The sequence below is a fragment of the Streptomyces sp. JLBG701 genome, assembly GCF_058544905.1.
This window is the reverse complement of sequence record NZ_CM178588.1, coordinates 44796-70286: the sequence shown is the minus strand read 5'-3', so window position 1 is coordinate 70286 and position 25491 is coordinate 44796. Positions and strand designations below refer to the sequence as shown.

The following is a 25491-nucleotide window of genomic DNA, read 5'->3' as shown; positions in this document are numbered from 1 at the left end:
TGTGGGATCAGGCGACCTGTGGGATTCGTGGTACGCCAGTGCCTCCCAGTGAGTGGTGTGCATCGTGAAGTTGCTGGTCACGGATCTGGTGCGAGGATCGGGAGAGCTACTCGCGCTGGTCGTCGGCCGGTGTCCACGGCGAAGATCGTCTGACATGTCGTTCGGAGCCGTCCTCGGTTTGTGCTGCGCCGACCGCGGTGCCGCTCTTACGATCCTGGGCCGGGCTGGGCCGGGAGAGCGTGGGAGGGTGGGGATGCGGGAGCTGGAGCAGACCACGGCTCGCGGAGTGAACTGGACACGCTCGCTGCGCAGTTGGCCAAGCAGCTGCAGGTGGTCCCGGCCGAGAGGGAGGAACTCGTGATCGCCGGGTCCTGAACCGGCTGGCCGAGCAGGACCGGGCCGCGGCGGAGGCCGCCGCGGCCGTCGCCCCGACGCCCGCCCGGGAGGAGGCTGACCCGCACGAAGCCTGCCCGCCGGCGGGGCGAAGAAGCCGAGTCCTACCGGCCGAGCTGGCCTACGAGGAAGAATCGGGGCCGTCGTTGCCGAACTGCCGGTGTCGGGTCATCGAGCGGTGAGGACGTGCGCCCACGGCTCATCGATGTCGGCCAGACCCAGCACGGCGACCACGTTGTCGAGCATTCCGGCGCCGAACCAGCGCCGCACGGCCTCATCGTCGCCCAGCAACCGCCGAACGGTGTCAACCTGCTTGGCGTAGCACCGGCGCACGGCCTGCTCCACCAGCGGCTCGCCGACGGCACAGTTCGCGTGCATAAGGAAACGCAGGATGTTCCGGTCCGCGACGAGCGCGGCGTAGGCGCCGCGTGCGGCATCCAGTGCCGCCTCGGGCGCATGCCCGGTCCCATCCGACGCCGGCGAGTGAGCGACCAGCGTGTCGGTCATCACGACGGACACGTGGTCGACCACTGCCGCGAACAGTGCTTCCTTGTTCGGGTACAGGCGATACAGATACGGCTGAGAGACGCCGACCCAGTCGGCGATCTCGTGCGTCGTCGTACCGTAGAAACCCTTTTGCGCGAAGCACTCGACCGCGGCGGCCACGATGGCCCGACGTCGTTCATCGCTCTTCGTGCTGGTACCGGCGGCAGGCATGGGCGTCAGTCAAACACGGCTCCCCTCAGCCTCCAAACGTCACGCTGAGGTCGGAGTCGGACGGCACGTCGTCGGGCGTGAGTGCCTCGATCGCCAGCAGCGGGTTCCAGTAGTCCAGGTAGTGGGTGATGAGCCCTTCCTCGTCGGTCCGGACGACGGAGATGCACTCCTGCTCGTACGGCTTGCCGGTTGGCAGCGCCGTGCCCGTCGAGCGGAATTCGGCGATCGCCAGGTTCGGGTCGACCGTCTCGTGGAACGCCAGGTCGACGAACTCGACGTCGAAGGTCTCGGGGAAGTTGCTCATGTGCGCGAGCAGTGCGTCATGCCCCTTCACCTGCCGGGGCACGCCGGCCAGCGCGTACGGGAACTCGAGCACCGCGTCCGGGGCGAACAGCTCGACCCATTCGTCGGTGCGTCCGGAGGCGGTAAGGCGCAGGTGCTCGGCCACGGCGTGCTGGGCGGGGGTGCGGTGGGCGGCGCCGTCTTCCTGGACTGTCATTTTCACTCCTACGTTAGTGGTCGACCTATAACCTACCACGCCGTGAGCCGTTGTGCGGGTAGTCGAGCAGGCGGTGACGCCAGGGGATCCCGATCACGCAGAGGATGGCGTCGGTCACCGGGAGACTTCGCGGTTCGTCAGGACCAGCAGAGCCCTCACCAGGGCGGTCGCCCACTTCGGGTCGGTGCGTACCTTGCCGAGTACGCGCCAGACACCTCACGTTGCCAACGCGTCAAGCGGCGGTGGCGAGTTCGGTGGGAAAGCGGTGCGTTCGTCGAACAACTTGCGCCGCTTAAGACAGTGATAGAGCTGTCCAAGCATTCGATTGACCAGGTTCCGCAGAGCGGCCGCGTGCCAGTCTCCGTGTTCGTCGCGGCGCCGACGGTAGTGGGCCTTGGCCCCGGGTGATCCGTTCGGAGCGGCGAAGGCCCAGAGGTAGTCGGCGTGGTTGAGTCGGTCGTTCTTCACCCACCGCCGCGTGATGCTCGACTTCTTGCCGGAGGCGCGGGTGATGGGCGAGGAGGCCGTCAGGGCCCCCGGCGAGAGGGTTGTTTTTCTTCACACCAAACTCAACTGCCGCCGGGGACCCGCCGGTTACGGTCTTTAAGGCACCCGCCGACGGCGTGGCTACGAGCGTGCGGTGAACTTCTCGTCGGGGCGTTTGTGCAGCCAGCCGCGATCGGCGAGCTTAGTCATCTTCGCTCGCAGCAGCTCCAGCTTGCCGCGCACCGAAGCGTTCAGACCCAGCCGCTCGCCGACCGCCCTGACCTGCACCGGACCGTCGGCCTCCCGCACGATCGCCAGGATCTTGCGGTAGTCGCCGGGTGGCGCGCCCTCGTCGGCCGCGTCGCTGCGGTGCGGGATGAGCAGGACTGCCCGCCCGGCCACCTGCGCCGCTGCCGGAGCGACAGCCTGGGCGTCGGCCTGGACCTGCTCGGCCAGGCGGTTCAACACCCGCTCCGCGATCGCCAGTTCGTCCCGCTCGACCTGGACCTCCTGAAGCTGCTTGGTCAACTCCTCGGCGAGGGCGTCCAGTTCGCTCCGGCGGGCGGTCATCCACTGCCTCTCTTGCATCCCCCGCGCCCTCCCGCGTTCTCACGGCGTGCCGACCTGCTGACGGATCGTAGGCGGGAGCCGGTCGTGGGCGCAGCCGAACCCGGCATCCCGTGGGAACCGGACCTGCCCGATGCTCTACACCATGGCCATCGGCCACCGACCGGCACGAGTACCCAACTCGCCATTCACACCGGACCCGTGACTTGCGACTTCACGATGCACACCGCTCCATGAGGACAGTCGGCACCTGCTCACCTATCAACCCGGCCCCGGGCGACGGGGGCGCCGGGAGAGCGCCGTCCTCCTCTTCAGCTCCCTGATGCGGGCCGCCCATCTGGACTGGTTCGAGCAAGGCGACGTGTGGGCGAAAGCCGCCTTGCTGCGACCGGCGACCGCAGCCCTCACCCCGGAGCGGGCCGCCGCCCTGATACCGGCCATGCGCACGTTGATGACCGTCGACGCTCGCAGCCTCTGCCGAACGGACGGCCCGCTCGACGGGCACGCCGAGTGGGTGGCCGCCTTCGAGCAGGCCGGTACGACGCTCGCCCACCTTGCCACCGGGGGCGGGCTGGTACGGGGACTGCGAGCAGTCATCGCCCACCACGTGATCTTCCACTCCAATCGCGCAGGTCTCCGCCCGGACTACCAAAGCGCCCTGTTCAACACCGCACGAGAGGCAGTAATGGGATCGAGTGACAACACCGCGTCGCCCTCCAAAGGCACGCAGGAAACCACTAGCTTCAAGGCGGTGAACACCGACACGATCGCCACCCCCGGGGCCAAGGCCGAACGACTCCGCAATGCCCTCGTCGACCAGATCCGCGCATCCGGGTACGCCCGCACGCCCGCCGTCGAGGCCGCTCTGCGCACCGTGCCCCGACACCTGTTCGTGCCCGACGCCTCGCTCGAAGACGCGTACGCCAACGTGCCGGTCAACATCAAATACGACACCACCGGCACGTCAATCTCCTGCGCCTCCCAGCCCGGAATCGTCGCCCTCATGCTGGACCAGCTGGAAGCCCAGCCCGGCGAACGCATCCTCGAACTCGGCGCCGGCACCGGCTACAACGCCGCCCTGCTCGCCCAACTGGTCGGCAATGCCGGACACGTAACCACGATCGACGTCGACGACGACCTCGTGGAAGGAGCCCGCGCACACCTCGACGCGGCCGGCTTCTCCAACGTGGAGGCCATGACCCGAGATGGAGCCGTCGGCCATGCCCAGGGCGCCCCGTACGACCGGATCATCGCCACCGTCGGCGCGCACGGCGTCCCCCACGCCTGGCTCGACCAACTCGCGCCCGGCGGACGGCTCGTCGTTCCCCAGCGTCTTAAGGGCAGTGTGTCCCGCTCCATCGCCTACGAGCAGCGCGACGGCCGCTGGACGAGCATCGGCAGCAAGATGAACACCTTCATGCCGCTGCGACGCGGCATCGCCGATGACGACCGCCGCGTCATCCCGCTCAGCAGGGACGGCGCCGTACGGCTGCAGGCCCCCGCCGGGCAGCCCATCGACGCCGACGCCCTAGCCGGTGTGCTGGAGCAGCCGCGCACCGAGGAGTGGACCGGCATGACGGTCCGCGCCATGGAGTCGCCGGAGTGGATGGAGCTGTTCGTCTCCTGCTCCTTGCCCAGTGGTCTGATCCGGATGCTGTTCCCGCAGGACGCCAAGGGCACGCTGCTAACCGAAGACCCCTACCCGTCCTCCACCGCGGTCGTCGACAAGGGTGCCGTCACCTACCTCGCCCGCCGCCTGTCCAAGAAGAAGACCCCCGAGGGCGGCAAGCTCTGGGAGTTCGGCGTCATCGGGCATGGGCCCGGCGGCGACGAACTGGCCGCGAAGGTCGCCGAGGCGATCCGCATCTGGGACCGCAACTACCGGGGGCGCGAAGCCTCCTTCGGCATCCAGCGTCTCGACGCACCCGCGATCGAGCAGCAGCCCGGCCTCTTCTCCCTCGACACCCCGCTGAACCGCATCATCGTCGACTGGCGGTAACGCCAGCCCGGACGTGAAGGGGGTGGAGCCCGAAGGCGTTGCCCACGGGCTCCACCGGTCCCGACCAACACCGTCACCCCCAGGGGGACCCATGGACCCGCACGGCCCGATAGCAAGGCGTTTCCCGCTCGTTGCCCGATTCCGGCCCGCCTGCCTGCCGCTGCCCCAGCGCGTACAAGCACTGGTTGACCTGGCCCGCAGGGCAGCACAACAGCGCGAACAAGGACTGGCCTCCACCGTCTTCAACCAGTCCGCGCTCCTCGCCTCCGACCTCGGCCTTGCCGACCTCGCCCGGTCGATGTGCCACCGCCACGCCAACGCCTACCTGCGGGCGTGCCCCCTATCCGCAGCAAGCACCATCCGGGGTTTGGAACCCCTGGTCAACCTTGCTCGCTTACAGATCCGCGCCGGCAACACCGACGACGGCCGTCGACGGCTCCTGGACCTGTACGAAGCCGTCGGTACCGGAGACAGCGTTGTCTTCGAAGGCATCACCGTGCTTGCCGACCTCACCCGCACCAACGAGGACCGGCAGGAAGTACGGGCGTGGCTGTGGCGCGTCCTGCTCGCCGACGGCACACGCACCCTCACCACCACGGGCCGCTGGCGTGAGGCCCTGGCTCACATCGAAGAGCATCGGGGCATCGGTACACGGATGCTGGACGGACGCCAAGTCGCCGTCGTCGCGGCCCTCACCGCTGGTGACACCAAGCGGGTTGCGGACCTAATCACCGGGACAGCGCCGGGTGACCCGTGGGAGCAGGAAGTCACCAACTGCCTGACCGCACTGTGCCGCCAAGAAGCACGGCAGGATACCAACGCCTGTCTCGCTACCCTCGTGAACGCTTACCTGAGCCACGATGCCAAGCCGGGGCTGACCGTTTTCGACATCCGGCTCGGCCTGACAGTCCTCGACGCGGTCGACTCTGCCGATCAACCTGCGACCGGCCTCCTCGTCGATGACCTGGTCCGACGAACCACCGAAGCCCGCAACGGGTATGCGGCCCGCGAGGTCCTGGCGCACCCTCTGTTCCTCGCGCTCGCCACAGGTAGCCAGGTACAAGACTGCAAGGGCTTGGTTCGGGCCTGTGCACTCGACGCCGGAGCATTGCCGGAAGAGGCGTATCGCGACCTGTCCACCGCTCTGGAATGGAGCGAGACCATGCTCAACTCCTCACTGACTAGCGCGACGTCAAGGGTCCGCATGTTCCAACCCCGGGAGGTGGGTTGATGCCGAAGCTCCCCAGCTCGGACGATCCGGGATCGTGCACCGGCTGCAATTCCCCGGAGTTCATGAATCGTCAGGCGTGGACGATCTACGGACGGTTCCAGCTGGACAGGGGATTCCGGACTCCGGATCCCGACCAGATTCACTGGGGCACACCGGGCGACGCCGGGCCGGGCACCGGTGTACTCCGCGACATCCGCGGCAAGCGGCTGCTCGACTTCGGCTGCGGCGGCGGCCACTACGCCGCCCACCTCGCCCGCGACCACCACGCCCATGTCGACGCCATCGACATCGCGCCCACTCAGCACCAGCGTGCCCTCCTCCAGTACGCCGATGTTCCCGGGGTCCGCTTCCTGCTCGGGGACGCCGTCGACCACCTGCACCGGTGCGAGCCATACGACCTGGTGTATTCGGTCCACGGCCTCGGCTACCTCCACCCACACCACAGCCTGCCCGCCCTGCACCGCGGGCTGTGCCCCGGCGGACGGCTCGTCTTCTCCGTCCTGCACACCGACCTTCATCACCAGCCGCCCTCCAGCAGCGTCGAACCGCGACAGCTGAAGGTTCAACTGAAGGGCCTTGAGCCGCAGGACGTGCAGCTGTGGGTGCTTTCTCCCCAGCTGTGGGAGGACGTGCTCACCGACCACGGCTTCACCGTCGAGGCGATCGACCTTCTCCACCGTCAAGCCGGCGACCCGGTCGTCGACCAGCTCATCCAGGCCCACCGCGCCTGAACAACCTCGGTACCCTGGACGTCGGGCTCGACGGTGTGGACGTTCATGTATTTCCCCAGGGCCGAGTTCACGTAATTCCCCAGCCCCGGGCGCCGATGGCGGTTACTTGACCGGCGGTCTGGCGGCCTTCTCGGCGGGCAGGTCCCGTTCATGCTGGCCCGTCCCCACCTTCCGCCCCCGCTGGGCATCCTGGCGAACCTCAGCGAGGGCGACGCGGTGCCCGCGGAACTGGGCGCGGATGCGCTCGACGACTGGACGGCCCGGTTCATCGCGCAGTTCGCGGCGCCCCGCGCAGCGGCTCACCATCGAACGGGACGGCCGGACGGAGCATGTCGTGATCGACATGGACGCCGAAGCGTGGGCGGTCGTCTTCCAAGCCGGCGGACGGTGGGATGGTCCGGCAGGGCGGCACGGCGTGCCTGTGGGACCGAATTGCCGAGCGCGTTCACACTGTTGCAGTCGGACGGGCGCCCGTCGGCCGACCGCGTGCGGTTGCACGTCGGCCCCGACGGGCAACGCCTCACTGGGACGTGACTGTGATGGTGATCCTCTGGCTTCCTGCCTGAGCGCCTGCGTACAGTCACCGGGTAACTCGAACTGCCTTGTCGGTACGGGAGGCCGCAACCGGCCTCCCGTACTCGGGTGAAGGCTGGCTCAGAAGCCGACCTTCCACTTCTGGTATCCGCCGCCGTTGCAGCCGAGCATGTAGGCGTTTCCGGCGCTGTTGCTGTCCAGACACATGCCCTCAGTACGGTTCACGAGCTGGACTTGGTCCCAGCTCGTCCCGACCCCCAGCCACGTATTGAGGTTCCACGCGGCCGCCCCCGGGGTGCAGCTGCTGGTGTAGGGGTACCGCGCGCCGTCCAGGTTGCCCCAGAACAGGCAGAGTCCGGTCGCCTGGTTCCTGAACCGGACGATGTCATAGTCGATGTGAGCGTGGTACACCACACTCCAGGTCTGGTAGGCGTTGCCCTGCTGGCAGGGATTTGTGTAGACGGCGCCGTTGCTGTTGCTGTCGAGGCAGAGTCCTGTTGCCCAGTTGCGCAGGAGATCCGTCTTGATGATGTCGCCGCTCAACAGGGCGGACGCGGAAGGGGCGTTCATGAATGTGAACCCCAGCGACAGCAACAGAGCGAGTACGCCGGCCCACGAGCGGCGCGAGAAAAGCCCCGGGAACGAGGTCCGGGTGGAGGCTTGTGCGTCGTCCGCCTGTCCTGTGTCCTGCCCCTCGATGCCAGCCATGCTCATGTTCTCCGTTCCCGAACTCACCTTGTGTGGCGCCGCGTTGAGAGCGTACCAAGTGCGAGTGGCTGTTCGGCTCTTGCGGCCGATGAGCGGTTAAGTGCAGGGATTCTGGTCGCGAATCGTTGTGTCGTTGTCCGGTCCGTCCGATCGGCTGTCGGGGACGGTGGCGATCTGGCGGTTGGTGAGTTGTTCGGCGGTCAGGGTGGCGAGTAGGTGGCCGGGGATGGTGAGCCCCGCGTCGCGCAGGGCGGTCCTGGAGAACCGCCCAGAATGGGGAAAACCGCCAGCGATGCCGGATCAGCGGGCGGGTTTCTCCCAGGTCAGCGAGTACCGGCGCAGCACACGTCGGCGGTAGCGCACGCCGGGCAGTAGCCGTCTGGCAGCAGCCCGCACCTGCCCGTAGCTCATCTGCGGGTAGGTGACCGGCATGCCCTGCGGACCACGCGCGCGACGCAGCACCTTCGTGATCCGCACGATTGGGGCGGACGCGATCAACGCCGCCCATTCCATCATGCTCGCCTCGCGGGCCGGACCGACCACCACCAGCGTGCCGCCAGGCCGCAGCAGTTCACGCATGCGAACGAGGGCTGCCTCGAAGTCCATGTGATGGATCGTGGTCACCGAGCAGACGAAGTCGTACTCCGCACCGGGAATCCGCGGTGAGGAAGTCTCCCTCGACGAAGGTGAGTTGCGGGTGACCGGCAGCCAGCTCGCGTGCGCAGGCGATCATCTCCGGCGACTTGTCGATCCCGGTGACGTGCTTCGCCCGCCCGGCAAGCTTCCGTGCCAGCAGCCCGTCCCCGCAGCCAACGTCCAGGGCATCGCCACGCCCCTCGGGAACAGACCGGAGGATGCCCGGGTGCCGGGCGACGTTGGTGTTCCAGTACGGCTCTGCGGCGGGCTGGCGCATCGGATCATCGTAAAGCCCGGTCATGGCCTGCCGAGTGCACACCGACCGATCCGCCGTCCCCATGGGGAGTCGTGATCGCAGGGATGGGGAATTACGTGACGCTGATCATGCAGATCGTGGGGAATTACCTGACCGTCGACAGACGTCGTCACCGGGTAACTGTCGCCGAAGACAACCCGGGTTGGGCCCTTCAGAAAGAGATTCAACGTGCTGGCCCCGCTGCTGGGCGTCGTTGCTCACTGCCCTGCTGCGGTGCAGCGTCCCCGTTGCCAGCGTCCTTGGCCGGCAGGTGGGTCAGGTACTGCCACCGCAGGCTGCTAGGTGCAGAGGGGCGGTGCGGTCGTCGGCGGCCGTGAGACGTGGTGTCTGTCCGGGTCAGGACATCCCTTGATGGTGCAGCGTTTGCCAGCGGCGTTCGAAGGTATCCCGGTGTTTGTCGAGGTCGTTCATGTGGATGGGTCTGTTGTATTGGGCGGTGATGCCGAGCTGCGCGAGTTCCTTGGTGACGCGGTCGAGGGCTGGTTGGTCATCGACGTTTCGGTGCCGGGCCCAGATGGTGTAGATCCGGAACTGGAGGAGGTAGCGGGCGAGTGTTTTGGCTTTGATGGGCTGGCCTTCGTGGTCCAGGATTCCTTGGCGGGCGAGGTGCGCCGACAGCTGGCTCGCGTCTGGTTCTGCCTCCCGCTGTTGTTGGAGGTCGTGCCAGGCCAGGTAGTAGCGGTCGACGGGCGTGAGGCTGCGCTGAGTGAGTGTCGCCTCTTCCTCACGCGTCGATGTGCGGTGCGGAAGAGGTGGGTTGGGCTCCGCGTTGTGACCGGAACGTGGCGCCTGTGCATGGTGCGGAGGGGACACGGCGTCTGGGGAGCGCCTGGGGTGTGTTCCCTCGGCGGCTGCGTGGGCTGGGCCAGTGGTGCCGAAGACGGCCTCTTCCGGACCGGTTTGCTTGGCGGTCGTTTCCTCGTGCTGCTCGGCTTGCTGCTCTTCCGCATACCACTGGACGTTCTGCTCCTGGTCGTCCGTGGGGTCGGAGCCGCCCTCGTAGGCGCCCCCTTGCAGCGGGTCGTCGAACCACAGGTTTCCGTCCGGCCAGGATGGTTGAGTGTGCTCTGGCTGCTCGGGGTGCTGGTTGGCATCGAGGTCGGGGTGCTGCGGGCTTTGAGGTGGTGTTGCGCTGGCTTGTGCTGTGTGAGTGGCGGGAGTGTTCGCGGCTGGGTTGGCCGGGGGAGTTGGGTCGGACTGCGGCGAGGGTTCGATGCCTGCCGCCGCCAGGCCCGACGGGGCCGTCTCGGCGAGGGGGACGCCATAACGGGCCAGGCGCAGCGGCATCAGGGACTCCACCGGGGCCTTGCGGCGCCATGCCCGGCCGAAGCGGGCGTGCAGGCGGGCCTGGTAGACCAGGCGCTCCTGCTCCAGCTTGATGACCTGCTCGTAGGAACGCAGCTCCCACAGCTTCATCCGCCGCCACAGCAGGAACGTCGGGATCGGCGAGAGCATCCAGCGCGTCAGCCGGACACCCTCCATGTGCTTGTCCGCCGTGATGTCCGCGATCCGGCCGATCGCATGCCGGGCCGCCTCCACCGACACCACGAACAGGATCGGGATCACCGCGTGCATCCCCACACCCAGCGGATCCGGCCAGGCCGCCGCGCCCTTGAACGCGATCGTCGCGATCGTCAGCAGCCACGCCGTCTGACGCAGCAGCGGGAACGGGATCCTGATCCAGGTGAGGAGCAGATCCAGGGCCAGCAGGACACAGATACCCGCGTCGATGCCGATCGGGAACACATACGAGAAGTTCCCGAAGCCCTTCTTGATGGCCAGCTCACGGACGGCCGCGTACGAACCGGCGATGACCACCGCACCGGCGACGACCACGGTGATGAGGCCTCGTTGGGCACGGCTGAGGACGGCCGGTGCAGTGCGCTGCGTCGGCGAGAGGGCATGCGCCTGCGTTGGATAGTCGTCCGGATCGGGCCCCGGGGGAGGGGGCGGCGTGGGCGCGTGGGCTTGCCATGAGGGGGACGGTGCCGGTGGGGTCGTGGTCATCGGTGCTGCGCCCGGGGGGAGTGGGGTATGCCGAGCAGGTCGTTGATGAGCTGCTCGCTCTCGGGCTCGGGTGAGCAGTCGAGGGCGGCGTTGATCTGTTGCAGGCGGGTGAGGGCGGTGTGGAGGCCTGACCGGTTGCCGGCCGCGTGCTCGATGCGCATCCAGTCCCGGTAGAGGAGTTCAGCGCTGTCGTCGACGTCGAGTCCGGTGACGATGGCGCGCCGGGCGGCGCTGAGGTCGTGGTGCGCGCCCGCAGCGGTGCGGTAGGTGGCCACGGTATGCACCACGTCGACGATGCGCGTGATCATTTCCTGCTGATGCGGCTCGGCCCAGGGAAGGGGCTTGCCCGCGAACGGCTTGCCCCGCACCAGAGAGAGCGCCTTCTCCAAGTCGGTCAGGCCGTCCGCGCCGAGCGGCAGAGCGCGTTCGACGATCTGCAGGAAGCGGGTCCAGTCGCAGCGCACGCCGGGAGCCAGCCGGTAGGGGTCCTCGCCGGACTTCCGGCGAGGCACATAGGGGCTGCCGGTGGGATCGCTGCCCAGGGAACTGCGCAGGCCTTGCATCCGTGCGTTGAGGGTGCTCGTCGACCAGGGGCTGACGGGATCCATGTCGGAGCACAGGACATCCGCGCTCCGCCCGGGCCGGAAGAACAACAGTGCCGCGAGCTGCGCCATCCTCGGGCCGTGGCCGGTGTTGTCCACGGCGTCCACCTCGACCGGGCCCAGCACACGGATCTCCGGGGCATGCAGGTCATGCGTCTCGCAATCGCCCGCCTCCGGCGCCGGGCCGCCCTCGAAAGCATGCTCGCCGTCAGCCGCCTGCTGCTCCGGCACCTCTGTGGCCGAAGCCACTGGCGCGTCGGCGCCCGGCCCGTGTTCCTCCCCGGTTTGCGGCGATGGCACGGTGGTGGGCAGGAGAAGCAGTCCGGACGGATCGGTGGTGGCGGCGAGCAGGGCAGGAAAGACCGTGCCGCTCACGTCCGCTGCCGATGTCGGCGAGAGGAGCGTGCCCGTGTCGGGCGCGGGCACTGCAGATTCCGCTGGCCTGGGCTGTTGCACGAGGTCTGGCTCGTCCGGGATGTCCTGCCACGGGCCCTCGGTCGGGTGCGCCGGCTGCGCGGACACCTGCAGAGCGGTGGTGATCTGAAGGTACGCGGCGTGCTCCAGGCGCTGCACCGTGATGTCGGTGCCGGCCGAGTCGAGATGCTGCGGGTCGCTGACCGAGGCGTTGAGGATCTCCGCTTCCGGGAAGTGCGCGGCCGCCGTGCTCGCCGGGGCGATGAGGGTGACGGGAAGCGTCCCGGCCTTGTCGATGAGGTCGGCGAACTCCCAAGCGGTGTCCGGGTCCAGGCCCGCCGCGCACAGCAACACGTAGGGCTGATGGCTGGTCTCGGGCATCTGATGGGCCTCCAGCAGCCGTTCGCTCAAGTCCCGCAGCGCGTGCGAGGGGTGGCGCATGTGCGCGATCCGCGTGGTGGGCAGCAGTTGCGGCAGGTCCTCGCCGAACCCCACCGTCACGACTTCGACTTCGCCGGCCCACGGGCTCATCCCAAGCTCCAGGGCGAGCGAGGCGCATACCTCGGTGATGTGGACCGGATCGCCGTCCAGCAGCACAGCGGAAATCCGAGCGAGGTTGAGGAGCAGAAGGTCACCCCCTTCAGTGCTGCCGATCGTGACCAGCCCCGGGTACGGCGCCGGGACGTCGCGGGCGGCCCCCTCGTCCAGGAGGGAGGCATCGACGGGCAGCGCCCACCATCCGCCCTTCCCGGAGACGAAAGGCGCCTGCGGCTCCCGGGCCAGGTCCTCGGGCAGCACCTCCATCGTGCAGGCACCGATCCGCGCGGCCCGCAGCGGCGGCAGGACGGCAGTCTCCCCGAGGCCTGCGTGGTGGGCCAGGGTCCGCAGGCCACGTCCAGGCGGGCCGCGCCGCCCGGTTCGGCGGCCGCTGCCAACTGGGCCTCGGCGGGGGAGGTATCCGGCGCGATGGCGATCGTCTCGCCCGGTTTACGGCGGCGGCGCTGCAGCGTCCGGCGCAGGGCGAGGGCGCCGGTGATGGCGGCCGCCAGCAGCGCGCCGGCGCCAAGAACGGTGAGCAGGTTCAGCGAACTGCCGGCCGCAGCCGGTGCCGGTGTCTCGGACGTGGTGGGGGAGACCGCGGATCCGGATGGCTCGGCCGAGGGGGAAGCGGCGTTGGATGAGGTGGCGGAGGGGGAAGTCTGTTCTGGCCCGGGCTGCTCGGCGGGATGGCTGGCCGGTGCACTGGGGGCCGACGATTGTGGCGCGGGAGCCGTGGTGTGGCCCGGGGCGGGTACCTGGCTGTCCGGCTCGCCGTCCTGGTTGCTGTCGTGGGGCGGATCGTCTTGCCCGCGCTGGGGGCCGGGCACGGTGACCTGCTGCCCGGCATAGATGACGTCCGGGTTGGTGATGGCGGGCAGGCCGTCGGACTGCGACTTGCCCCGGCTGGCTGCGAACAGCTGCGGCCAGTCGTTGCCGTCGCCGAGCTCCTGTTGAGCGATCTTCGACAGGTAGTCGCCGGAGTGGACCGTGACGACGTGCGCGCTGTCATCGGCGGCAGCCGGGGCGCCGTCACCCAGCTGCGTGCGGACGCCTCCCTCGGCTGCGGTCTCGGGCATCTCCAGCCGCCAGCCGGGCTGCAGGAAGCTGTTGGCGTGGAAGACCTGGCCGTCGGCCATGCTGCGGCCCTCATTGAGCGCGGCGATCTCGCGCCACCGCTCGCCGTCTCCGAGCTCACGTTCGGCGATGCTCCACAGGCTTTCGGCCGGCCGTACCTCCCGCACCGTGTATGTACGGGACGTCGGCGTGCTCGCAGCGGCCGTCGTGGCCTGGGCGGTTCTGGCGGCCTGCGGAGCCTGGGTCTGGCCGGTCAGGCGGGCCGCGGTGGTGGCGGGTGCGGCCTGGGCATCGGAGGCCAGGGCGGAACTTGTGGGCAGCAGGACCAGGATGCTGCCGATCAGGAGGGCGGCGGCGCGCTGGGAGGAGCCCAGACCGCGCGGCGGGCGCCAACTGCGGCCGCGCAGCTGCGCGATCAGCTCGCGTACGGCGCAGAACGTGAACTGCGCCCACCCCATCCAGCCCACCGCGACGAGCAGCAGCAGGAACGCCGCACCGGTGTCCTGCCGGTCGAGCAGGTGCGCGAGGTCGTCGTGGCTGGAGGCCCAGATGACCGGGGTGACCCAGGCCAGCAGCAGCGGCAGCCCGGCGACCGCACCGCCCAGCACGAGCAGACTCAAGCCCGCGGTCAGGACCCGGCCCAGGATGCGGCCGGATGGCGCGGCGGGGGAGTGGGTGGTGCGCATCAGTTTCCTAATTCGGGAGCGGTGACACCGTGCAGGAGGGTGGCGGTGCCGTGTCCGGTCACCGGCATCGAGGAGATGCCGGCCGCGGGCAGGAACTTCGTGTCGTACGTGCCGTTCACGGTCACGGTGATCGTCTTGCCGTTGGCGGAGACGGTCACCGTGCCCGTCGCGCCGACCGCGTGCAGGTAGGCCTGGGCGGCGGCCTGCGCGTCCTGCGGGTCGACGACGATCGCCTCGCCGGTGATCGCCTGGGCGGGGTCGATGGCCTGCCCGCCGGCCCGGGCGGCTTCCCCGGCGATGAAGTCGGCGCGTTCGGTGGCGCGCATCTTGCCGCCGCCGTCGACGGCCACGCCGATGATGCCGATCAGCGCGATCACGCACCCCGCGACGAACACTGTGACTCCACCGCGGTCATCGAACCGGCCCCGACCGAACCCGCGCTGGCCGGGGGAGCGTTGCTGGGTGCAGGTCATCACTCGCCCCGTGTCGGAAAAGTCGTCAGTTCGGCAGCCGTCGCCGTTTGCAGGCCGAGCTCTTCCGCTGTCCAGGGGCTTAACTCGATGGAGTGAAGTTTCTGAAGCATCTCCACGAATCATGCGGATCCTCCGATATTCCTGAAGCACCGGCTCTCCTGGTGAACTGGAGCGGTCACGACGCTGGCGACCTTGCGGAATCTGGCCTCGCCGCGGGTCGTGAGATCGGCGGTTGAGGAAGAGGACTTCGAGCAAGAAATCGTTGACCAGTACGCGCTGGCCCTGGCCGCGACGGGGGCGGGGGACGGCACGGTGGAGTTCAACTGCAGTGCGGCCGTGGACTTTGTGCGCTCCAGCGAGCGACGGCTGTAGGCGGTCGGGGAGATGCCAAGCGCCTGCACGACATGTTCGGCCTGTCCATCAACGCCAGCCTCCGCTACACCGATGTCGTCGACCACCCGGGCTTCGCCGACGTCACCCCGTCGGAGTGACCAAGCCCCCTCCCGCCGACCTTGCGGCCAACCCACCCCCGTAGCCTCACGGCTATGCCCACCGGTCACACCGCCTGCCACTGCGTCGTCTGCCAGGACATCAACGAACTGGACCCCCGCACCCAGTCGACCGTCGACACCATCCATCAGCACGGCTGGCAGGTCATGATGATCCCCGCCGACGACCTGGGACCGGGCTGGGCCTACACCATCGGCTTGTGGCACCAGCACCGGATACCCGAGCTGGCCATGTTCGGCCTGGACATCTCGCGGATGCAGACACTCCTCAACGACCTCGCCCGACGGGCTGTCGATGGACAACTCTTGGAAGCCGACCAGGAACTGCACGACATCGCGAACGTCCCGGTCGTCCTCAAACCCGTTGACTACCGCTGGTACAAGGCGTTCTTCGGCACCGCGATCGGCTACTACCGCAAGCCGCCGTTCCCGTTCCTCCAAGTCGTCTGGCCCAACCGTGACGGAGCCTTCCCCTGGCAGCCCGGCGGAGAACACCTCCTGGACCGCCAACCCCGGTTGTCGCTGCGTCCCGACGAGCACCCCGTCGGGGTCTGGACGCAGGATCTGTGAAGAGGCAACCGCAGCGCCATCGCGGACAATGAAGCCATGACGCGCTGGTTCCGCAGCTACTGGGCCGAGGAAGACACCTGGTTCTACTTCGAGGTCGACGCCGACGGCTGGGTCACCCGCCAGGTCGAACTCCACGGACCACTCGAGAAGCCCATCGCCGCAGCCTCGTCGACCGAATGGGAAGCTGCCCAGCAGGCTGGAACCCTCGCAGACTACGAAGCCACGTTCGGCGCCACAGCGGAGGTTCCCGTCCACAAGTGGGACCCACACGAGCCGCAGGACCTCACCGCCGGAGAGTTCGAAACCGTCTGGGTCACCGAACGAGCAACCTGCCAAGCAAAAGCTCGAGCACGCTCGACACACGAAGCGTGAACCCAAGCATTCCCGCGCGGTCACTGCTCAGCACCCGCACTTCGGTTCGTACTCCACGGCACTTCAGAATTCGCGAACCCAAGTGCTCTCTGTCGGTACTGGTCCACGACGGACGTCGCGGTCGATTCCATGGAGCGGCTCCCGGGCACGCCGGGCAGCAGCAGGTCCGTGAGACTGACGGTGCAGTGCACGGTCACGGTGACGGTCCCCACCTGCCCGATGGGCACGTCGAGCCCGCTCGTGTTGACGGTGACGCTGCTGGAGGCGCATGTGATGCCCTGGTCGGTCAGGGACTCGGTGGCCGCGGCGTGGGCGGCGTTCTGGGCGGCGTCCGCCGTGCGGTGGATGGAGGCCTCCCGCGCGGCGTCCTCGGCCGCAGCGTCGATCTTCGCCCCGGACATGACGAGGCGGCCGCCGGCGATCGCCAGACACATGAACATGATCAGCGAGGGGAGGAGGATGGCGGCTTCGATCGCGACGCTCCCCGCATCCTGCCGGGCCATCCGCTGCAGCCTGGTTCGCACCGGGTTCACCTGACTCACTCTCCCGGTGTGGTCCAGCGCTCGACGGCGCCGGAAGCCGACTGGGTGATCCGCAGACCGGCGACGCCCGGGATCATCGACTGGGCGGTCCCGGACACCTGGACGCGTACCCGCTCGGCGCTGCTGCCGTCGGTGGAGACGCTGGAGCCGAGCAGGCTGTCGCCCGCCACCCGGTCCAGGACGTCGCGGGCCCGGTCCGCGCCGTCGGCGGGCGTGGCCTGGTAGGAGCGGGCTGCGGTGAGGCCCTCGCGGGCGGCGGTCAGGGCGATCTGCCGCGCGTAGTACCACATCGAGGCCTGGACGACGGCGATCGTGGCGAGCAGCACGAACGGGTAGATGATCGCCATCTGGATCGAGGCGTCCCCGCGGTCGTCGCGCCACCGTCGCCCGCGCCACCAGGCCTTGATCCGGGAGCCGTTGCCCATCAGATACCGGACAGCTTGAGGTCGTACTTGGCGATGATGACGGCGATGGTGCCGGCGATCAGCAGGGCGCCGGTGACCGCGGCGACCCAGATGATGACGGTGGTGATGCTGATGTCCCCGCGGTCCGGGCGGCAGGAGAGTTCCTCCACGCCCGCCTCCAGGCGCGCGGCCAGCCGGCGGACAGCACCGTGGGCGCGGGCTGCGGTGTGTTTCATGAGGGCTGATCCTCCACAGAGTTGTTCATCGGGTCGGGGTCAGACGGTGAGCATGCGGATCACCGCGGGGAACGCCATCAGGAACATGACCAGCACGGCGAGCAGGGCGCCGGGGGCGGTCATCTTCTCGCTGGCCGCGTTCGCCTCGGCGGCCTGCGCGGACAGGAGTTCGGTGGTGAGCGCGGCCGTCCGCGCCCGCAGCGCTTTGTAGACGGCGGCGCCGTCGGTGGCCGAGCCGCGCATGATGTCGGCGACGTCGCCCAGGACGGGCAGGTCGTACTCCTCGGCGAGTTCGGTGAGCGCCTGATAAGGCGGGATCTTCTCCAGCCGGGCCCGCCGCAGTGCCGCCTGCAGGTAGACGAAGGGCCAGCCGCGGCCGACCGCGGCCGCCTTCTCCAGCGCCTCGGCCGGGCCTGCGTCCGCGGCCCGCTTCAGCGCGACCAGGTCCAGATAGGCGGACAGGGCGTGCGCGAACTCCTCCCGTGCCCGCTTGGCCTGGTCCCGCACCACCAGATCGGGGGCGACGAACAGCAGACCGGCGAGGGCGAGCCCGACGACAGCGGGCACGTAGAACGGCAGGGAGACACCCGCGATGATCCACGGGATGGACGCCAGCACCGGACACAGCAGGCCGAGTGCGGCGAGCGCGGTCTTCTTCAGCATGAACACCCCCGGGCCCTGGCCGAGCAGCGCAAGGTTCTTGGCGGGGATACGCACCCCGGGCAGGCGTCCCAGATGGGCCAAGAGCCACCGGCCCCACACCTCGTCCCGGTCCACCTCGGGCTTGGGCAGTGTCAGCTGGCTCGGGGCACTGCGTCTCAGCGCCGCCGCCAGCGCGGGCTGGGGGCGCAGCAGTTCACGGACCAGCAGAGCAATACCAGCCCCGGCAACGGCGCCGGCGACCACTGCGGGCAGCAGATTCACGACCGGACTCCTTCAAACTCGCGCCCTCCGACCGCGGCGGCCGCCTTGGCAGGGCGCGCGGGCTGCCGCACGGTGCTGCGCGGATCGGCCTCCAGGAAACGGGCGATCCGCCGGAAGTTGCCCAGCGACCGCATCAGGGCGAGCGTCCCGACGAACCCCGCGGTCAGCAACGCCAGGACCAGCTGCCCGAGGAGGGTGTTGTAGGGGCGGGTGAAGGAGGGCACGAAGAACCCGGCGACGACGATGCCCAGGGTGATGAAGGTCATCCAGCGCACCGTGGTACGGGACTTGGAGCGGTCCGCCTCGACCTTGCGCCTGCCGCCCACCTCGTCGCGGACCGTGGCCGCGAGGTCCTCCAAGGCCTGGGCCAGGCCCGGGCCGCGGTCGTTGACGGACAGGATCAGGGCGGCTGCCACCTTGTCGGCGGTGATGTCGTCCAGCTCGTCGGCGAACGCCCGCAGCGCCGCCTCCGGCCGCCACCCCAGGCGCAGCCGGTCGGCCAGGCCCGCGATCTGTTCGGTGAGCTCCTCCGGCGCCCCCTTGCGGCTGGCGGCCATCGCCTGTTCCAACCCCATGCCCAGGCGCAGCAGCCCGGCCAGCCGCTGCGTCCACTCGCTGAGCGCTTCCAGCTGGCCGATGCGCTCCTGCACGATCTGCGCCGGCGTGATCAGCCACGGCACCCCCACCACGGCCGCACCCAGCAGCGCACCGGCCGTGAAGTTCCCCGAGACCAGCCACACGGCAAGGAACACCGCTGTCGCGGCCGCTGTCAGCGTCCGCCGGCGCAGCCGCACGTCCTTGGCCTGCTCCTGCCCCGCCCGCCGGGCCCGCCACCGCTGCCGCAGCGGCGCCCTGCGTGGTGCGGTGGTGCCCACGGCACCCACCACGACACCGATCAGCCCACCTGTGACGGCCATGCCGCCCAGCAGCGCCAGCAACAGTGTCATCGGCCTGCTCCCACTCTCAGCGGCAGCGGCGCTCCCCAGGCCCCGCCCCGGTGTTGCAGCAGTGTCGAGTCGAAGCCGACCCGGCGCAGATCGTCGATGCAGCCCGGGTCCATGCGCGGCACCGCCCGAAGTTCTCTGAACTCCCGGCTGGGGGAGAAGACCTCGTTCGTGGCCGGCCGGCCGGACTCACCGATCCCGGTGAGCTCCAGGACGTGCGAGACGTAGCGGTGGCGGCGGCCGCCGATCTGCGTCTCATCCGTCATGTCGACGTACACGATGAAGTCCAGGCCGTTGGCGGTCTGCCGGTAGGCGAGCTGCTCGGACAGGTTCTGCTGCGCGAGCGCGTACAGCTCGGCGATCCGGTCGAAGATGATGTCGGGACGACGCGCGTGGATCGTGCACAGGTTGCCGCCCGAACCGTTCGTCAGCGCCTGCATCATCGCGACGACCTCGGGGCCGCGGACCTCACCGACCACGATCCGCTCCAGCGACATCCGCAGCGCCGGATGCATCAAGTCCAGCAGGGTGACCTCGCCCGCGCTGCGGCCGGCAGCGTCCTTCTCCCCGTTGGACTCGCGTGCCACCAGGGAGACGACCTGGCGGTGGTAGCCGTTGGCGTGGGCGAACAGTTCGTCCTCGGTCTGCACGGTGGCGAACCTGCAGTCCGGGTCGAACTCCCGCAGCATGGCCCGCAACAGGGTGGTCTTGCCCGCCTTCTGCTTCCCGGCGATCATGATGTTCTTCTCGGCGCGCACGCAGGCACCGAGGAACTCCCGCAGGATCGGGTCGATGGTGCCCAACTGCACCAGGTCGTCCAGGCCGGCGTGCGCGACCCGGTGACGGCGGATGACCGCATACGTCTTGGGGCCGAGTCCGGTGATGGCCTGCAGACGGGAGCCGTCCTGCAACGAGAGGGCGAGCGTCGGGTTCGCGGTGGAGATCGTGCGCTCGCTGGAACCGGAATCCCGGGCCAACTCCCGCAGCAGCTCCAGCAGCTCCAGCAGTTCCTCTTCCGAGTCGGCGATCGGGCCGACCATGCGGCGCTGGCCGTCGCCGTAGTCCAGCCACACCTCGTGCGGGCCCTGGATGATGATGTCCTCGACCCGCTCGTCGTCCAGGAACGGCTGCAGCCGCCCGGCCCGGTACAACAGGTCGAACACCGCGTGGCGCAGCGCGTCGTCCTCGGCCAGGGTGGGGCTCACACCCCGTTCCACGGCCTGGGCGTCGGACCACAGGGCGACCGCCTCGTTGATCCAGCCCCGGCACTGCTGCTCCTCGCTGGCGCGCTGCACCGAGGGGTTCTTCTTCAGCAACTCCTCGCGCCGGCGGGCGACCTGGGACGCGATATGGCGGGCGACCGAGTAGTCGACGACGGCCCGCGGCCCAGCAGTGCCAAGCACCTGCGTGCTCGCCGCGCCGCCGGCGGGCGCGGGCGGCACCTGCCGGGGCCAGCCCTGCTGCAGCGAGTGGCCGTTGGTGTACGCCGGACGCACGGTGGGATCGGGGTGGAGGGGCTTAGCGTGCATACGTCACCTCTCCACCGGGCGGACCCGCGTAGCGCGGCGCCAGACGTGCCCTGCGGACCGCCGCCCGCTGCACCAGCAGGCCGGCCGTCGTACGGGCCGCCTTCATCAGCGCCGACTTGGGAAAACGACGGGGCTGTTCGGCACCGTCGGACAGCACCGCGGCGTCCTGGGGTACGTACGGCAGCCTCGCCACCACCGGAGCCTGCAGCACCCGCTGCACCTCGCCCGCCGGATAGGGACCCTCATCGATCATCAGCAGTCCGACGTTGCCGACCCGTTCCTCCAGCGCCGCCACCCGCGCCTGGGCGGCCTGCAGACAGCGCAGCGTGTTGCGGACGACGACCAGTACCAGGTCGGCCCGCTGCGCGAGCACCTCGGACGGCCCGAACGCCCCCGAACGTCCCAGATCGATCAGCACGTCGTGTCCGTGTTCGGCCTCGATGCCGTGGAAGATGACCGACAGCCCCTTCCACACCGGACCCAGGCTCGCGGCCTGGGCCGGATCGGACACCCCCGGCAGCAACAGCCGGTCGCGCGGCGACTCCGTCTTGCCGTCCTCGCCGGACAGGTCGATCAGCTGCCGCCAAAAGGCCTCGCCCAGCTCGCCCTTGCGGGCCGCGACCGACAGGTTCCGCAGCCCGTGCCGGTCGCCGAGCGTGCCCTGCAGCAGACCGTGCAGGACCGCCCCGCCGTCGGGATCGCACTCGGCCAGGATCATCCGACGTCCCGCCTCCAGCGGCCAGGACAACAGCAGCGCCAGCGCGGTCGTGGTCACTCCGGGAGCGCCGCTGCATCCCGCCAGCGCGATCACGCTCATCAGCTGCCGTCCGGGGCATCGAGGACCAGGCGCAGCTCGCCGGCCGCCACCCATGCGGCGACTATCGGCCCGTCCGTGGCGGAGGTGGCGACGTCGACAACCACGACCCCGGTACCAGGCGCGGCGGAAGACGCCTTCACCACCCGGCCCGCTATCGACTCCGGCGCGTCGTCGGACTGCCCCAACGTCTGCGTCCCGGCCTGGACCGGGACGTGGACCAACTGCACCTTCTGGCCCGGCACCAGGGCGGTCGCCGGCACCTGCTCCGGCTTGAGGCCGATCGGCACCAGTTGCTCGCCGGGCTTGACCAGGGAGTCGTTCGTCACTTGTGACGGGGCCAGCAGCGAGCCGGACTTGAGCTCGACGGCGGCCCGCTTGCCCACCACCGACCCGAGATGGTCGGCTTCTACGGCCTTCACCGCGGGATCCAGGGCGACCGAGGCCTCACCCAGGTCCTGTTCCGTGACGACCTGGCCGACCTGGACGTCCCGGACCACGGTCACCACCTCGGTGCGGTGGCCGACCTGCAGCACCAGGACGGCAACACCGGCCCCGCCAGCAGCGATCAGCGCCAGCGACAAAGCGATCACGCCCGGCCTGCGCCTACGGGCCGACACCCGCGGAGGAGCCACCGGTCCGGCTAACTGCCCCTGCTGGGGGACACCGCTAGCGCTGGTTGCCCCTAATCGTTCTGTGGTCTTGCTCAACGTTCTCTCCTTCCGGCAGCGTTACCTGACGACTTGCAGCTCGCCGATGGCCACCTGCACGTTGGTTTGCCGGATCTCGGTGAGCTGGCCAGCCGCTCCGCCGCCCTGCCAGTCGATCGTCCACGTCGAGGTCGCGGTTACCGGGAACTTGGCGTTCTGGGCACCAGCCGAGGTCTTGGAGTACACGTGTCCGCAGGTCGGGGACTGGGCCATGCCCTCAGACGATGTGTAGGGCGTGCCGGGGCCGTTGCACGTCACGGAGGCGTCGTCGCCCATCGCCCACACGATTTTCGACACCTTCGCCGTCGCCGTGACGGTCACGGCACCAGCGGACGCCGACGCGGACTGCGGGCCGAACGTCGTCGCGCTCTGGTTAACCCACAACCACATCGGAACGCCGACCGTGTACGCCCCGGTTGCACGCGGGCTGGCGACGTCCGGGCCGCGCAGCCTCATCTTCTTGACGGCTTCCAGTGCCAGGCCTGCGGGGTCTACAGCTACGCCCCCGTACGGCGGCTGCGCGAACCACTGGCTGGTCCTTGCCGGATTGTCCGGGCAGTACGCGTCATACACGGCGCCGTCGGCAGGGTCATGTCCCTCCCAGCGGGGATCACCCGCAGGCGGCTGGGGATCGGCCAACTGGAAGTAGCAGGCGCGGCCGTTGACCCAGTAGCCGAACCCCTTCAGATAGCAGGGGACCTCGTAGTGGCCGACATTGTCGTCGTAGCACTTGGGCTTGGCGGACCCACCGTCTGAGGCCTGCTCGCCGCCCCCGCTGCCGGGTGTGGTCGCCGTGTCGTCTGCGACGACGCGGCACCAGCCCTTGTCGTCACAGACGACCTTCCCGCCGTCTCCATAGGCTGTGGCCTGGACTGCCCCCACGGTGAGGAGGCCGACCAAGACTGCGCCTGCCCAACCGGGCCGACTCAGCATGTTCTCTCCTTGTCCGCTTTCTCGTCCGTGACCCGCCACCGGTCGCCCTGGTTTTCCAGGTTCGCCGTGATGGTGTACCGCTTGACCTGGTCGGGCGGGGCCACGCTCTTGCCGGTCTTCTTATCGACGGGCTCCCAGGTGTCCTGGTCGAAACACAGGAGAAGCGAGGCCTTCTTCGGAGTGCTGGTCAGGTCGAGATCGACGTCGTCCTCTGTGGCGATGACCTTCGGCTTGCCTCTGGAGACGATGCCGTTCTGCATGTTGACGAAGACTGCGTCCTTCACGTCCCGCAGCGCCTCGCCGGTGGCGTACTTGGTGATGTCGCTCCCGGCAAGAGAGGCCTTCGCGTAGGCCTTGACCTGCTCGTCGGTCATGCCCCGATAGGCCGCAATGACGTCCTTGCGGGCTTGCGCCTCCGCAGGGGATACGGTGTTCGTGGACGATGACGTACTCGGGCTTGGCGACTCCTGCGCCGTGTCCCCACCGCTGGAGGTACAGCCTGCCGTCGCGGTGATTGCAGCGAGTGCCACCAGGGCCGTGGACACCGTGGACCGATTTCGGATGCAAACTGCGGTGAGCCATGGCATGCGTCGGTGTTCTCGTGTCACGTTGTCTCCCCGTACGAACGCGATGCGTGGGAGACCGCAGCGCCGGGCTCTGTGATGTACTTGCCCAGCCTGTGGCCTGGTCGAGCTGCGGTGATGCGTTTGCGTAGCCGCAAGATTACGCATATGCCAGTCAACTTCCTAGCGCGATAATCGAGTTCACTCGCACAACTAGGGACGTATCCGGTCACTTTCGGAGCCGGAAGTCGATTTGTAGTTCTGTGTATTCGCTCGTTCCACCCGCACATGAATCGGGTCGGCCTCGCTCGCGCGGGAGTCAGTCTTCTGGCCGCGAGTACGAGATTTCCACGCGCCGGTTCTCTCTCCTGCCGGCCTCCGTACCGTTCGAGGCGACCGGATGCCGCTCGCCGAATCCGCGGGTCTCGAAGCTGACCGTCGACGGGAGGCCGTCGGCCAGGACGGCCTGAACGGCGGCCGCGCGCTGCGTGGACAGGATGTCGCCGTGGGCGGAGGAGCCAAGGTTGTCGGTGAAGCCGAAGATGTGGACCCGTGTCGCCTGCTTCTGTCTGATCCCCTTGGCGATCGCGACGATGCGGGAATGCGCCGAACTGCTGAGCCGCGCACTGTCCTTGGCGAACAGCACCTCGGCCTGGAGTTCGTACGTCACTTCCGTGTTCGTGTCCCTGCGGCGTTCGGTGCCGTCCTGGTTCTCGACCGCCTGGCTGATGGCAACGGGATCCGAACCGAGGTCGAGAATCTTGGGCGGCGCGAGCGTCGCACCGTGGCGTAGCGCGAGATCGGAGCTGCTCCGGTAGGGGCTGGCGGTTGCCTGCTGGATACCGCCCGCGGCGCCAAGGGCTGCTGTGAGGGCGGTGAGAGTGGCGAGCGAGACCGTGAGGCGGGATCGGAACGGCTGCATGCGGATGCTCACCTCACCCGGAGATCGTGATGTTGGCCGTGTCAAACAGGGGCAGTTGGAAGCCGACCGTGATCGTGCTCGCCGGTGGTGCCGGGAATTGCATGAAGACGCGGGCGCTCTCACCGGCCTCGAGGGTGGACAGGCCGGTCGTGGTGAGGGGGTGTCCGTCTGTGTCGCGCAGTACGTAGTAGCGCTGGCGTTGGGTGAAGTCCACGAGGGTTGCCCCGGCCAGCGACTGGCCGGTCCTGAGGACGGCGAGCTCGTCGCCGCGTAACTGGGCGGGGATGACGGCCGTTTTGGCCGCGTCGTTCTTCAGGTCGCCGCGTACGGTGAGGTAGCCGGCCGGGTCTCGCTCGGCCGACGTGATCGTCAGTGCCAGGCCGTTCTGGCCCTGGATTTCAGCCAGCGGAGTGTCCGCCAGGCTCTGCTGTTGCTGTGCGGCGGAGCCGTCGGGGTTGGAGGAGACGGCCGGGGCGCTGTCCTGTTGCTGGCTGCCGTCGGAGCAGCCGACCGCTGCCAGGGTCAGCCCTGCCGTCATGGTCGCCGCGGCCAGGCGTCTGCCGAGCGCTGTGGGAGTCCAAGTGTTCATGGAACTGTGTCCCTTCGGGTGGGCGATGTGGAGTCGGGGAGGTTGCGTTGCCGGTCGCGGGACCTGGTGGCGGATCGCCGGATCAGCCGTTCTCGGGGGGAGGCGTCGGGTCACCGCCAGGCGGGGAAGCGGGCCATACGGTGATCACGTCTCCGTCGAGCGTTACGCGCCGTCCTGGGAACCGGCGGCGCACCAAGTTCAGGTCCTCCAGGCCGAAGTCGCCGCTCCCCTCGACCACGTAGGCGCTCCCGATATGGGAGACGTCGCGCGTCCGGGCGGGCCACACGTCGGTTGCTCGATGTTCGTCGTTGCGAATG

28 protein-coding genes and 2 pseudogenes are annotated in these 25491 nt (G+C 69.0%); 6 read left to right on the top strand and 24 right to left on the bottom strand.

The genetic code is table 11. The annotated features are described in order from the left end of the window. Positions 1 to 561: 561 nt before the first annotated feature. The 4 genes and pseudogenes from AC5DRG_RS00395 to AC5DRG_RS00380 all read right to left on the bottom strand — a co-directional run bounded on the left by AC5DRG_RS00395 (position 562) and on the right by AC5DRG_RS00380 (position 2683). Positions 562 to 1110 carry a TetR/AcrR family transcriptional regulator gene (locus AC5DRG_RS00395; protein WP_491807266.1) on the bottom strand — a complete coding sequence of 183 codons (549 nt, stop codon included), beginning with the start codon at positions 1108 to 1110 and terminating at the stop codon, positions 562 to 564. A 25-nt stretch (positions 1111 to 1135) separates the two neighbouring features. Next, positions 1136 to 1609 (bottom strand): nuclear transport factor 2 family protein, encoded by a 474-nt coding sequence (locus tag AC5DRG_RS00390; RefSeq protein WP_491807264.1) that lies wholly within the window; start codon positions 1607 to 1609, stop codon positions 1136 to 1138. A gap of 216 nt (positions 1610 to 1825) precedes the next feature. After that, positions 1826 to 2131: pseudogene (locus AC5DRG_RS00385) on the bottom strand (IS110 family transposase); the annotation flags it as partial. Between the two features lie 105 nt (positions 2132 to 2236). Next, on the bottom strand, positions 2237 to 2683 hold the full coding sequence (locus tag AC5DRG_RS00380) for a hypothetical protein (protein WP_491807263.1): 447 nt from the start codon (positions 2681 to 2683) through the stop codon (positions 2237 to 2239). Positions 2684 to 2894: 211 nt separating this feature from the next. Between AC5DRG_RS00380 and fxlM the strand changes: the two are divergent. From fxlM to AC5DRG_RS00365, 3 genes and pseudogenes are all read left to right on the top strand, one after another. After that, a pseudogene (gene fxlM, locus AC5DRG_RS00375) lies at positions 2895 to 4661 on the top strand (methyltransferase, FxLD system); the annotation flags it as partial. 91 nt (positions 4662 to 4752) lie between these two features. Next, the gene (locus AC5DRG_RS00370; RefSeq protein ID WP_491807262.1) at positions 4753 to 5892 is read left to right on the top strand and encodes a hypothetical protein; all 1140 of its coding nucleotides are present in this window, start codon (positions 4753 to 4755) and stop codon (positions 5890 to 5892) included. Then, positions 5892 to 6623 carry a class I SAM-dependent methyltransferase gene (locus AC5DRG_RS00365; protein WP_491807260.1) on the top strand — a complete coding sequence of 244 codons (732 nt, stop codon included), beginning with the start codon at positions 5892 to 5894 and terminating at the stop codon, positions 6621 to 6623. The genes AC5DRG_RS00370 and AC5DRG_RS00365 overlap by 1 nt, the downstream gene beginning before the upstream one ends. 102 nt (positions 6624 to 6725) lie before the next feature. On the opposite strand, the gene AC5DRG_RS00360 is transcribed toward AC5DRG_RS00365, so the two are convergent. From AC5DRG_RS00360 to AC5DRG_RS00325, 8 genes are all read right to left on the bottom strand, one after another. After that, entirely contained in the window at positions 6726 to 6968 is a 243-nt protein-coding gene (locus tag AC5DRG_RS00360) for a hypothetical protein (protein WP_491807259.1), read from the bottom strand. 309 nt (positions 6969 to 7277) lie between these two features. Continuing rightward, the gene (locus AC5DRG_RS00355; RefSeq protein WP_491807258.1) at positions 7278 to 7865 is read right to left on the bottom strand and encodes an RICIN domain-containing protein; all 588 of its coding nucleotides are present in this window, start codon (positions 7863 to 7865) and stop codon (positions 7278 to 7280) included. A 300-nt stretch (positions 7866 to 8165) separates the two neighbouring features. After that, positions 8166 to 8471 carry a hypothetical protein gene (locus AC5DRG_RS00350; RefSeq protein WP_491807256.1) on the bottom strand — a complete coding sequence of 102 codons (306 nt, stop codon included), beginning with the start codon at positions 8469 to 8471 and terminating at the stop codon, positions 8166 to 8168. Continuing rightward, positions 8437 to 8778 carry a class I SAM-dependent methyltransferase gene (locus tag AC5DRG_RS00345; protein ID WP_491807255.1) on the bottom strand — a complete coding sequence of 114 codons (342 nt, stop codon included), beginning with the start codon at positions 8776 to 8778 and terminating at the stop codon, positions 8437 to 8439. Before AC5DRG_RS00345 ends, AC5DRG_RS00350 begins: the two co-directional genes overlap by 35 nt. A 375-nt stretch (positions 8779 to 9153) precedes the next feature. Beyond that, on the bottom strand, positions 9154 to 10653 hold the full coding sequence (locus AC5DRG_RS00340; RefSeq protein WP_491807254.1) for a DUF2637 domain-containing protein: 1500 nt from the start codon (positions 10651 to 10653) through the stop codon (positions 9154 to 9156). 167 nt (positions 10654 to 10820) lie between these two features. Continuing rightward, complete coding sequence (locus tag AC5DRG_RS00335; RefSeq protein WP_491813386.1) at positions 10821 to 11387, bottom strand: bacterial transcriptional activator domain-containing protein; 567 nt, start codon at positions 11385 to 11387, stop codon at positions 10821 to 10823. Positions 11388 to 12367: 980 nt separating this feature from the next. Continuing rightward, on the bottom strand, positions 12368 to 14140 hold the full coding sequence (locus tag AC5DRG_RS00330; RefSeq protein ID WP_491807253.1) for a LysM peptidoglycan-binding domain-containing protein: 1773 nt from the start codon (positions 14138 to 14140) through the stop codon (positions 12368 to 12370). Beyond that, a complete protein-coding gene (locus AC5DRG_RS00325) occupies positions 14140 to 14613 on the bottom strand; it encodes a TadE/TadG family type IV pilus assembly protein (RefSeq protein WP_491807252.1) in 474 nt (157 codons plus the stop codon). Before AC5DRG_RS00325 ends, AC5DRG_RS00330 begins: the two co-directional genes overlap by 1 nt. A 219-nt stretch (positions 14614 to 14832) precedes the next feature. Between AC5DRG_RS00325 and AC5DRG_RS00320 the strand changes: the two genes are divergently transcribed. From AC5DRG_RS00320 to AC5DRG_RS00310, 3 genes are all read left to right on the top strand, one after another. Beyond that, positions 14833 to 14985 carry a hypothetical protein gene (locus tag AC5DRG_RS00320; protein WP_491807251.1) on the top strand — a complete coding sequence of 51 codons (153 nt, stop codon included), beginning with the start codon at positions 14833 to 14835 and terminating at the stop codon, positions 14983 to 14985. A gap of 173 nt (positions 14986 to 15158) precedes the next feature. After that, complete coding sequence (locus AC5DRG_RS00315) at positions 15159 to 15692, top strand: DUF4262 domain-containing protein (RefSeq protein WP_491807250.1); 534 nt, start codon at positions 15159 to 15161, stop codon at positions 15690 to 15692. Positions 15693 to 15728: 36 nt separating this feature from the next. Then, positions 15729 to 16064: a hypothetical protein gene (locus AC5DRG_RS00310; protein WP_491807248.1), complete on the top strand. Its 336-nt coding sequence runs from the start codon at positions 15729 to 15731 to the stop codon at positions 16062 to 16064. Between the two features lie 20 nt (positions 16065 to 16084). Here AC5DRG_RS00310 and AC5DRG_RS00305 read toward each other — a convergent pair whose 3' ends face one another. From AC5DRG_RS00305 to AC5DRG_RS00250, 12 genes are all read right to left on the bottom strand, one after another. After that, positions 16085 to 16567, bottom strand: a complete 483-nt coding sequence (locus tag AC5DRG_RS00305) for a TadE family protein (protein WP_491813385.1) — start codon at positions 16565 to 16567, stop codon at positions 16085 to 16087. A 35-nt stretch (positions 16568 to 16602) separates the two neighbouring features. Further along, positions 16603 to 17031, bottom strand: a complete 429-nt coding sequence (locus AC5DRG_RS00300) for a TadE family protein (RefSeq protein WP_491807247.1) — start codon at positions 17029 to 17031, stop codon at positions 16603 to 16605. Continuing rightward, on the bottom strand, positions 17031 to 17246 hold the full coding sequence (locus tag AC5DRG_RS00295) for a hypothetical protein (RefSeq protein WP_491807246.1): 216 nt from the start codon (positions 17244 to 17246) through the stop codon (positions 17031 to 17033). The genes AC5DRG_RS00300 and AC5DRG_RS00295 overlap by 1 nt, the downstream gene beginning before the upstream one ends. A 39-nt stretch (positions 17247 to 17285) precedes the next feature. After that, a complete protein-coding gene (locus tag AC5DRG_RS00290; RefSeq protein ID WP_491807245.1) occupies positions 17286 to 18170 on the bottom strand; it encodes a type II secretion system F family protein in 885 nt (294 codons plus the stop codon). Next, positions 18167 to 19117 (bottom strand): type II secretion system F family protein, encoded by a 951-nt coding sequence (locus AC5DRG_RS00285; RefSeq protein ID WP_491807244.1) that lies wholly within the window; start codon positions 19115 to 19117, stop codon positions 18167 to 18169. The genes AC5DRG_RS00290 and AC5DRG_RS00285 overlap by 4 nt, the downstream gene beginning before the upstream one ends. Next, positions 19114 to 20643 carry a TadA family conjugal transfer-associated ATPase gene (locus AC5DRG_RS00280; protein ID WP_491807243.1) on the bottom strand — a complete coding sequence of 510 codons (1530 nt, stop codon included), beginning with the start codon at positions 20641 to 20643 and terminating at the stop codon, positions 19114 to 19116. Before AC5DRG_RS00280 ends, AC5DRG_RS00285 begins: the two co-directional genes overlap by 4 nt. Beyond that, positions 20633 to 21460 (bottom strand): CpaE/TadZ family protein, encoded by an 828-nt coding sequence (locus AC5DRG_RS00275; RefSeq protein ID WP_491807242.1) that lies wholly within the window; start codon positions 21458 to 21460, stop codon positions 20633 to 20635. Before AC5DRG_RS00275 ends, AC5DRG_RS00280 begins: the two co-directional genes overlap by 11 nt. Then, entirely contained in the window at positions 21460 to 22050 is a 591-nt protein-coding gene (locus AC5DRG_RS00270) for an SAF domain-containing protein (protein WP_491807241.1), read from the bottom strand. Before AC5DRG_RS00270 ends, AC5DRG_RS00275 begins: the two co-directional genes overlap by 1 nt. A gap of 138 nt (positions 22051 to 22188) precedes the next feature. Beyond that, entirely contained in the window at positions 22189 to 23100 is a 912-nt protein-coding gene (locus AC5DRG_RS00265) for an ATP/GTP-binding protein (protein WP_491807239.1), read from the bottom strand. After that, positions 23094 to 23474: a hypothetical protein gene (locus AC5DRG_RS00260; protein WP_491807238.1), complete on the bottom strand. Its 381-nt coding sequence runs from the start codon at positions 23472 to 23474 to the stop codon at positions 23094 to 23096. The genes AC5DRG_RS00265 and AC5DRG_RS00260 overlap by 7 nt, the downstream gene beginning before the upstream one ends. 508 nt (positions 23475 to 23982) lie before the next feature. Further along, positions 23983 to 24585, bottom strand: coding sequence for an OmpA family protein (locus AC5DRG_RS00255; RefSeq protein ID WP_491807236.1), 603 nt, complete (start codon positions 24583 to 24585; stop codon positions 23983 to 23985). 13 nt (positions 24586 to 24598) lie between these two features. Continuing rightward, a complete protein-coding gene (locus AC5DRG_RS00250; protein ID WP_491807235.1) occupies positions 24599 to 25174 on the bottom strand; it encodes a hypothetical protein in 576 nt (191 codons plus the stop codon). Positions 25175 to 25491: the final 317 nt, after the last annotated feature.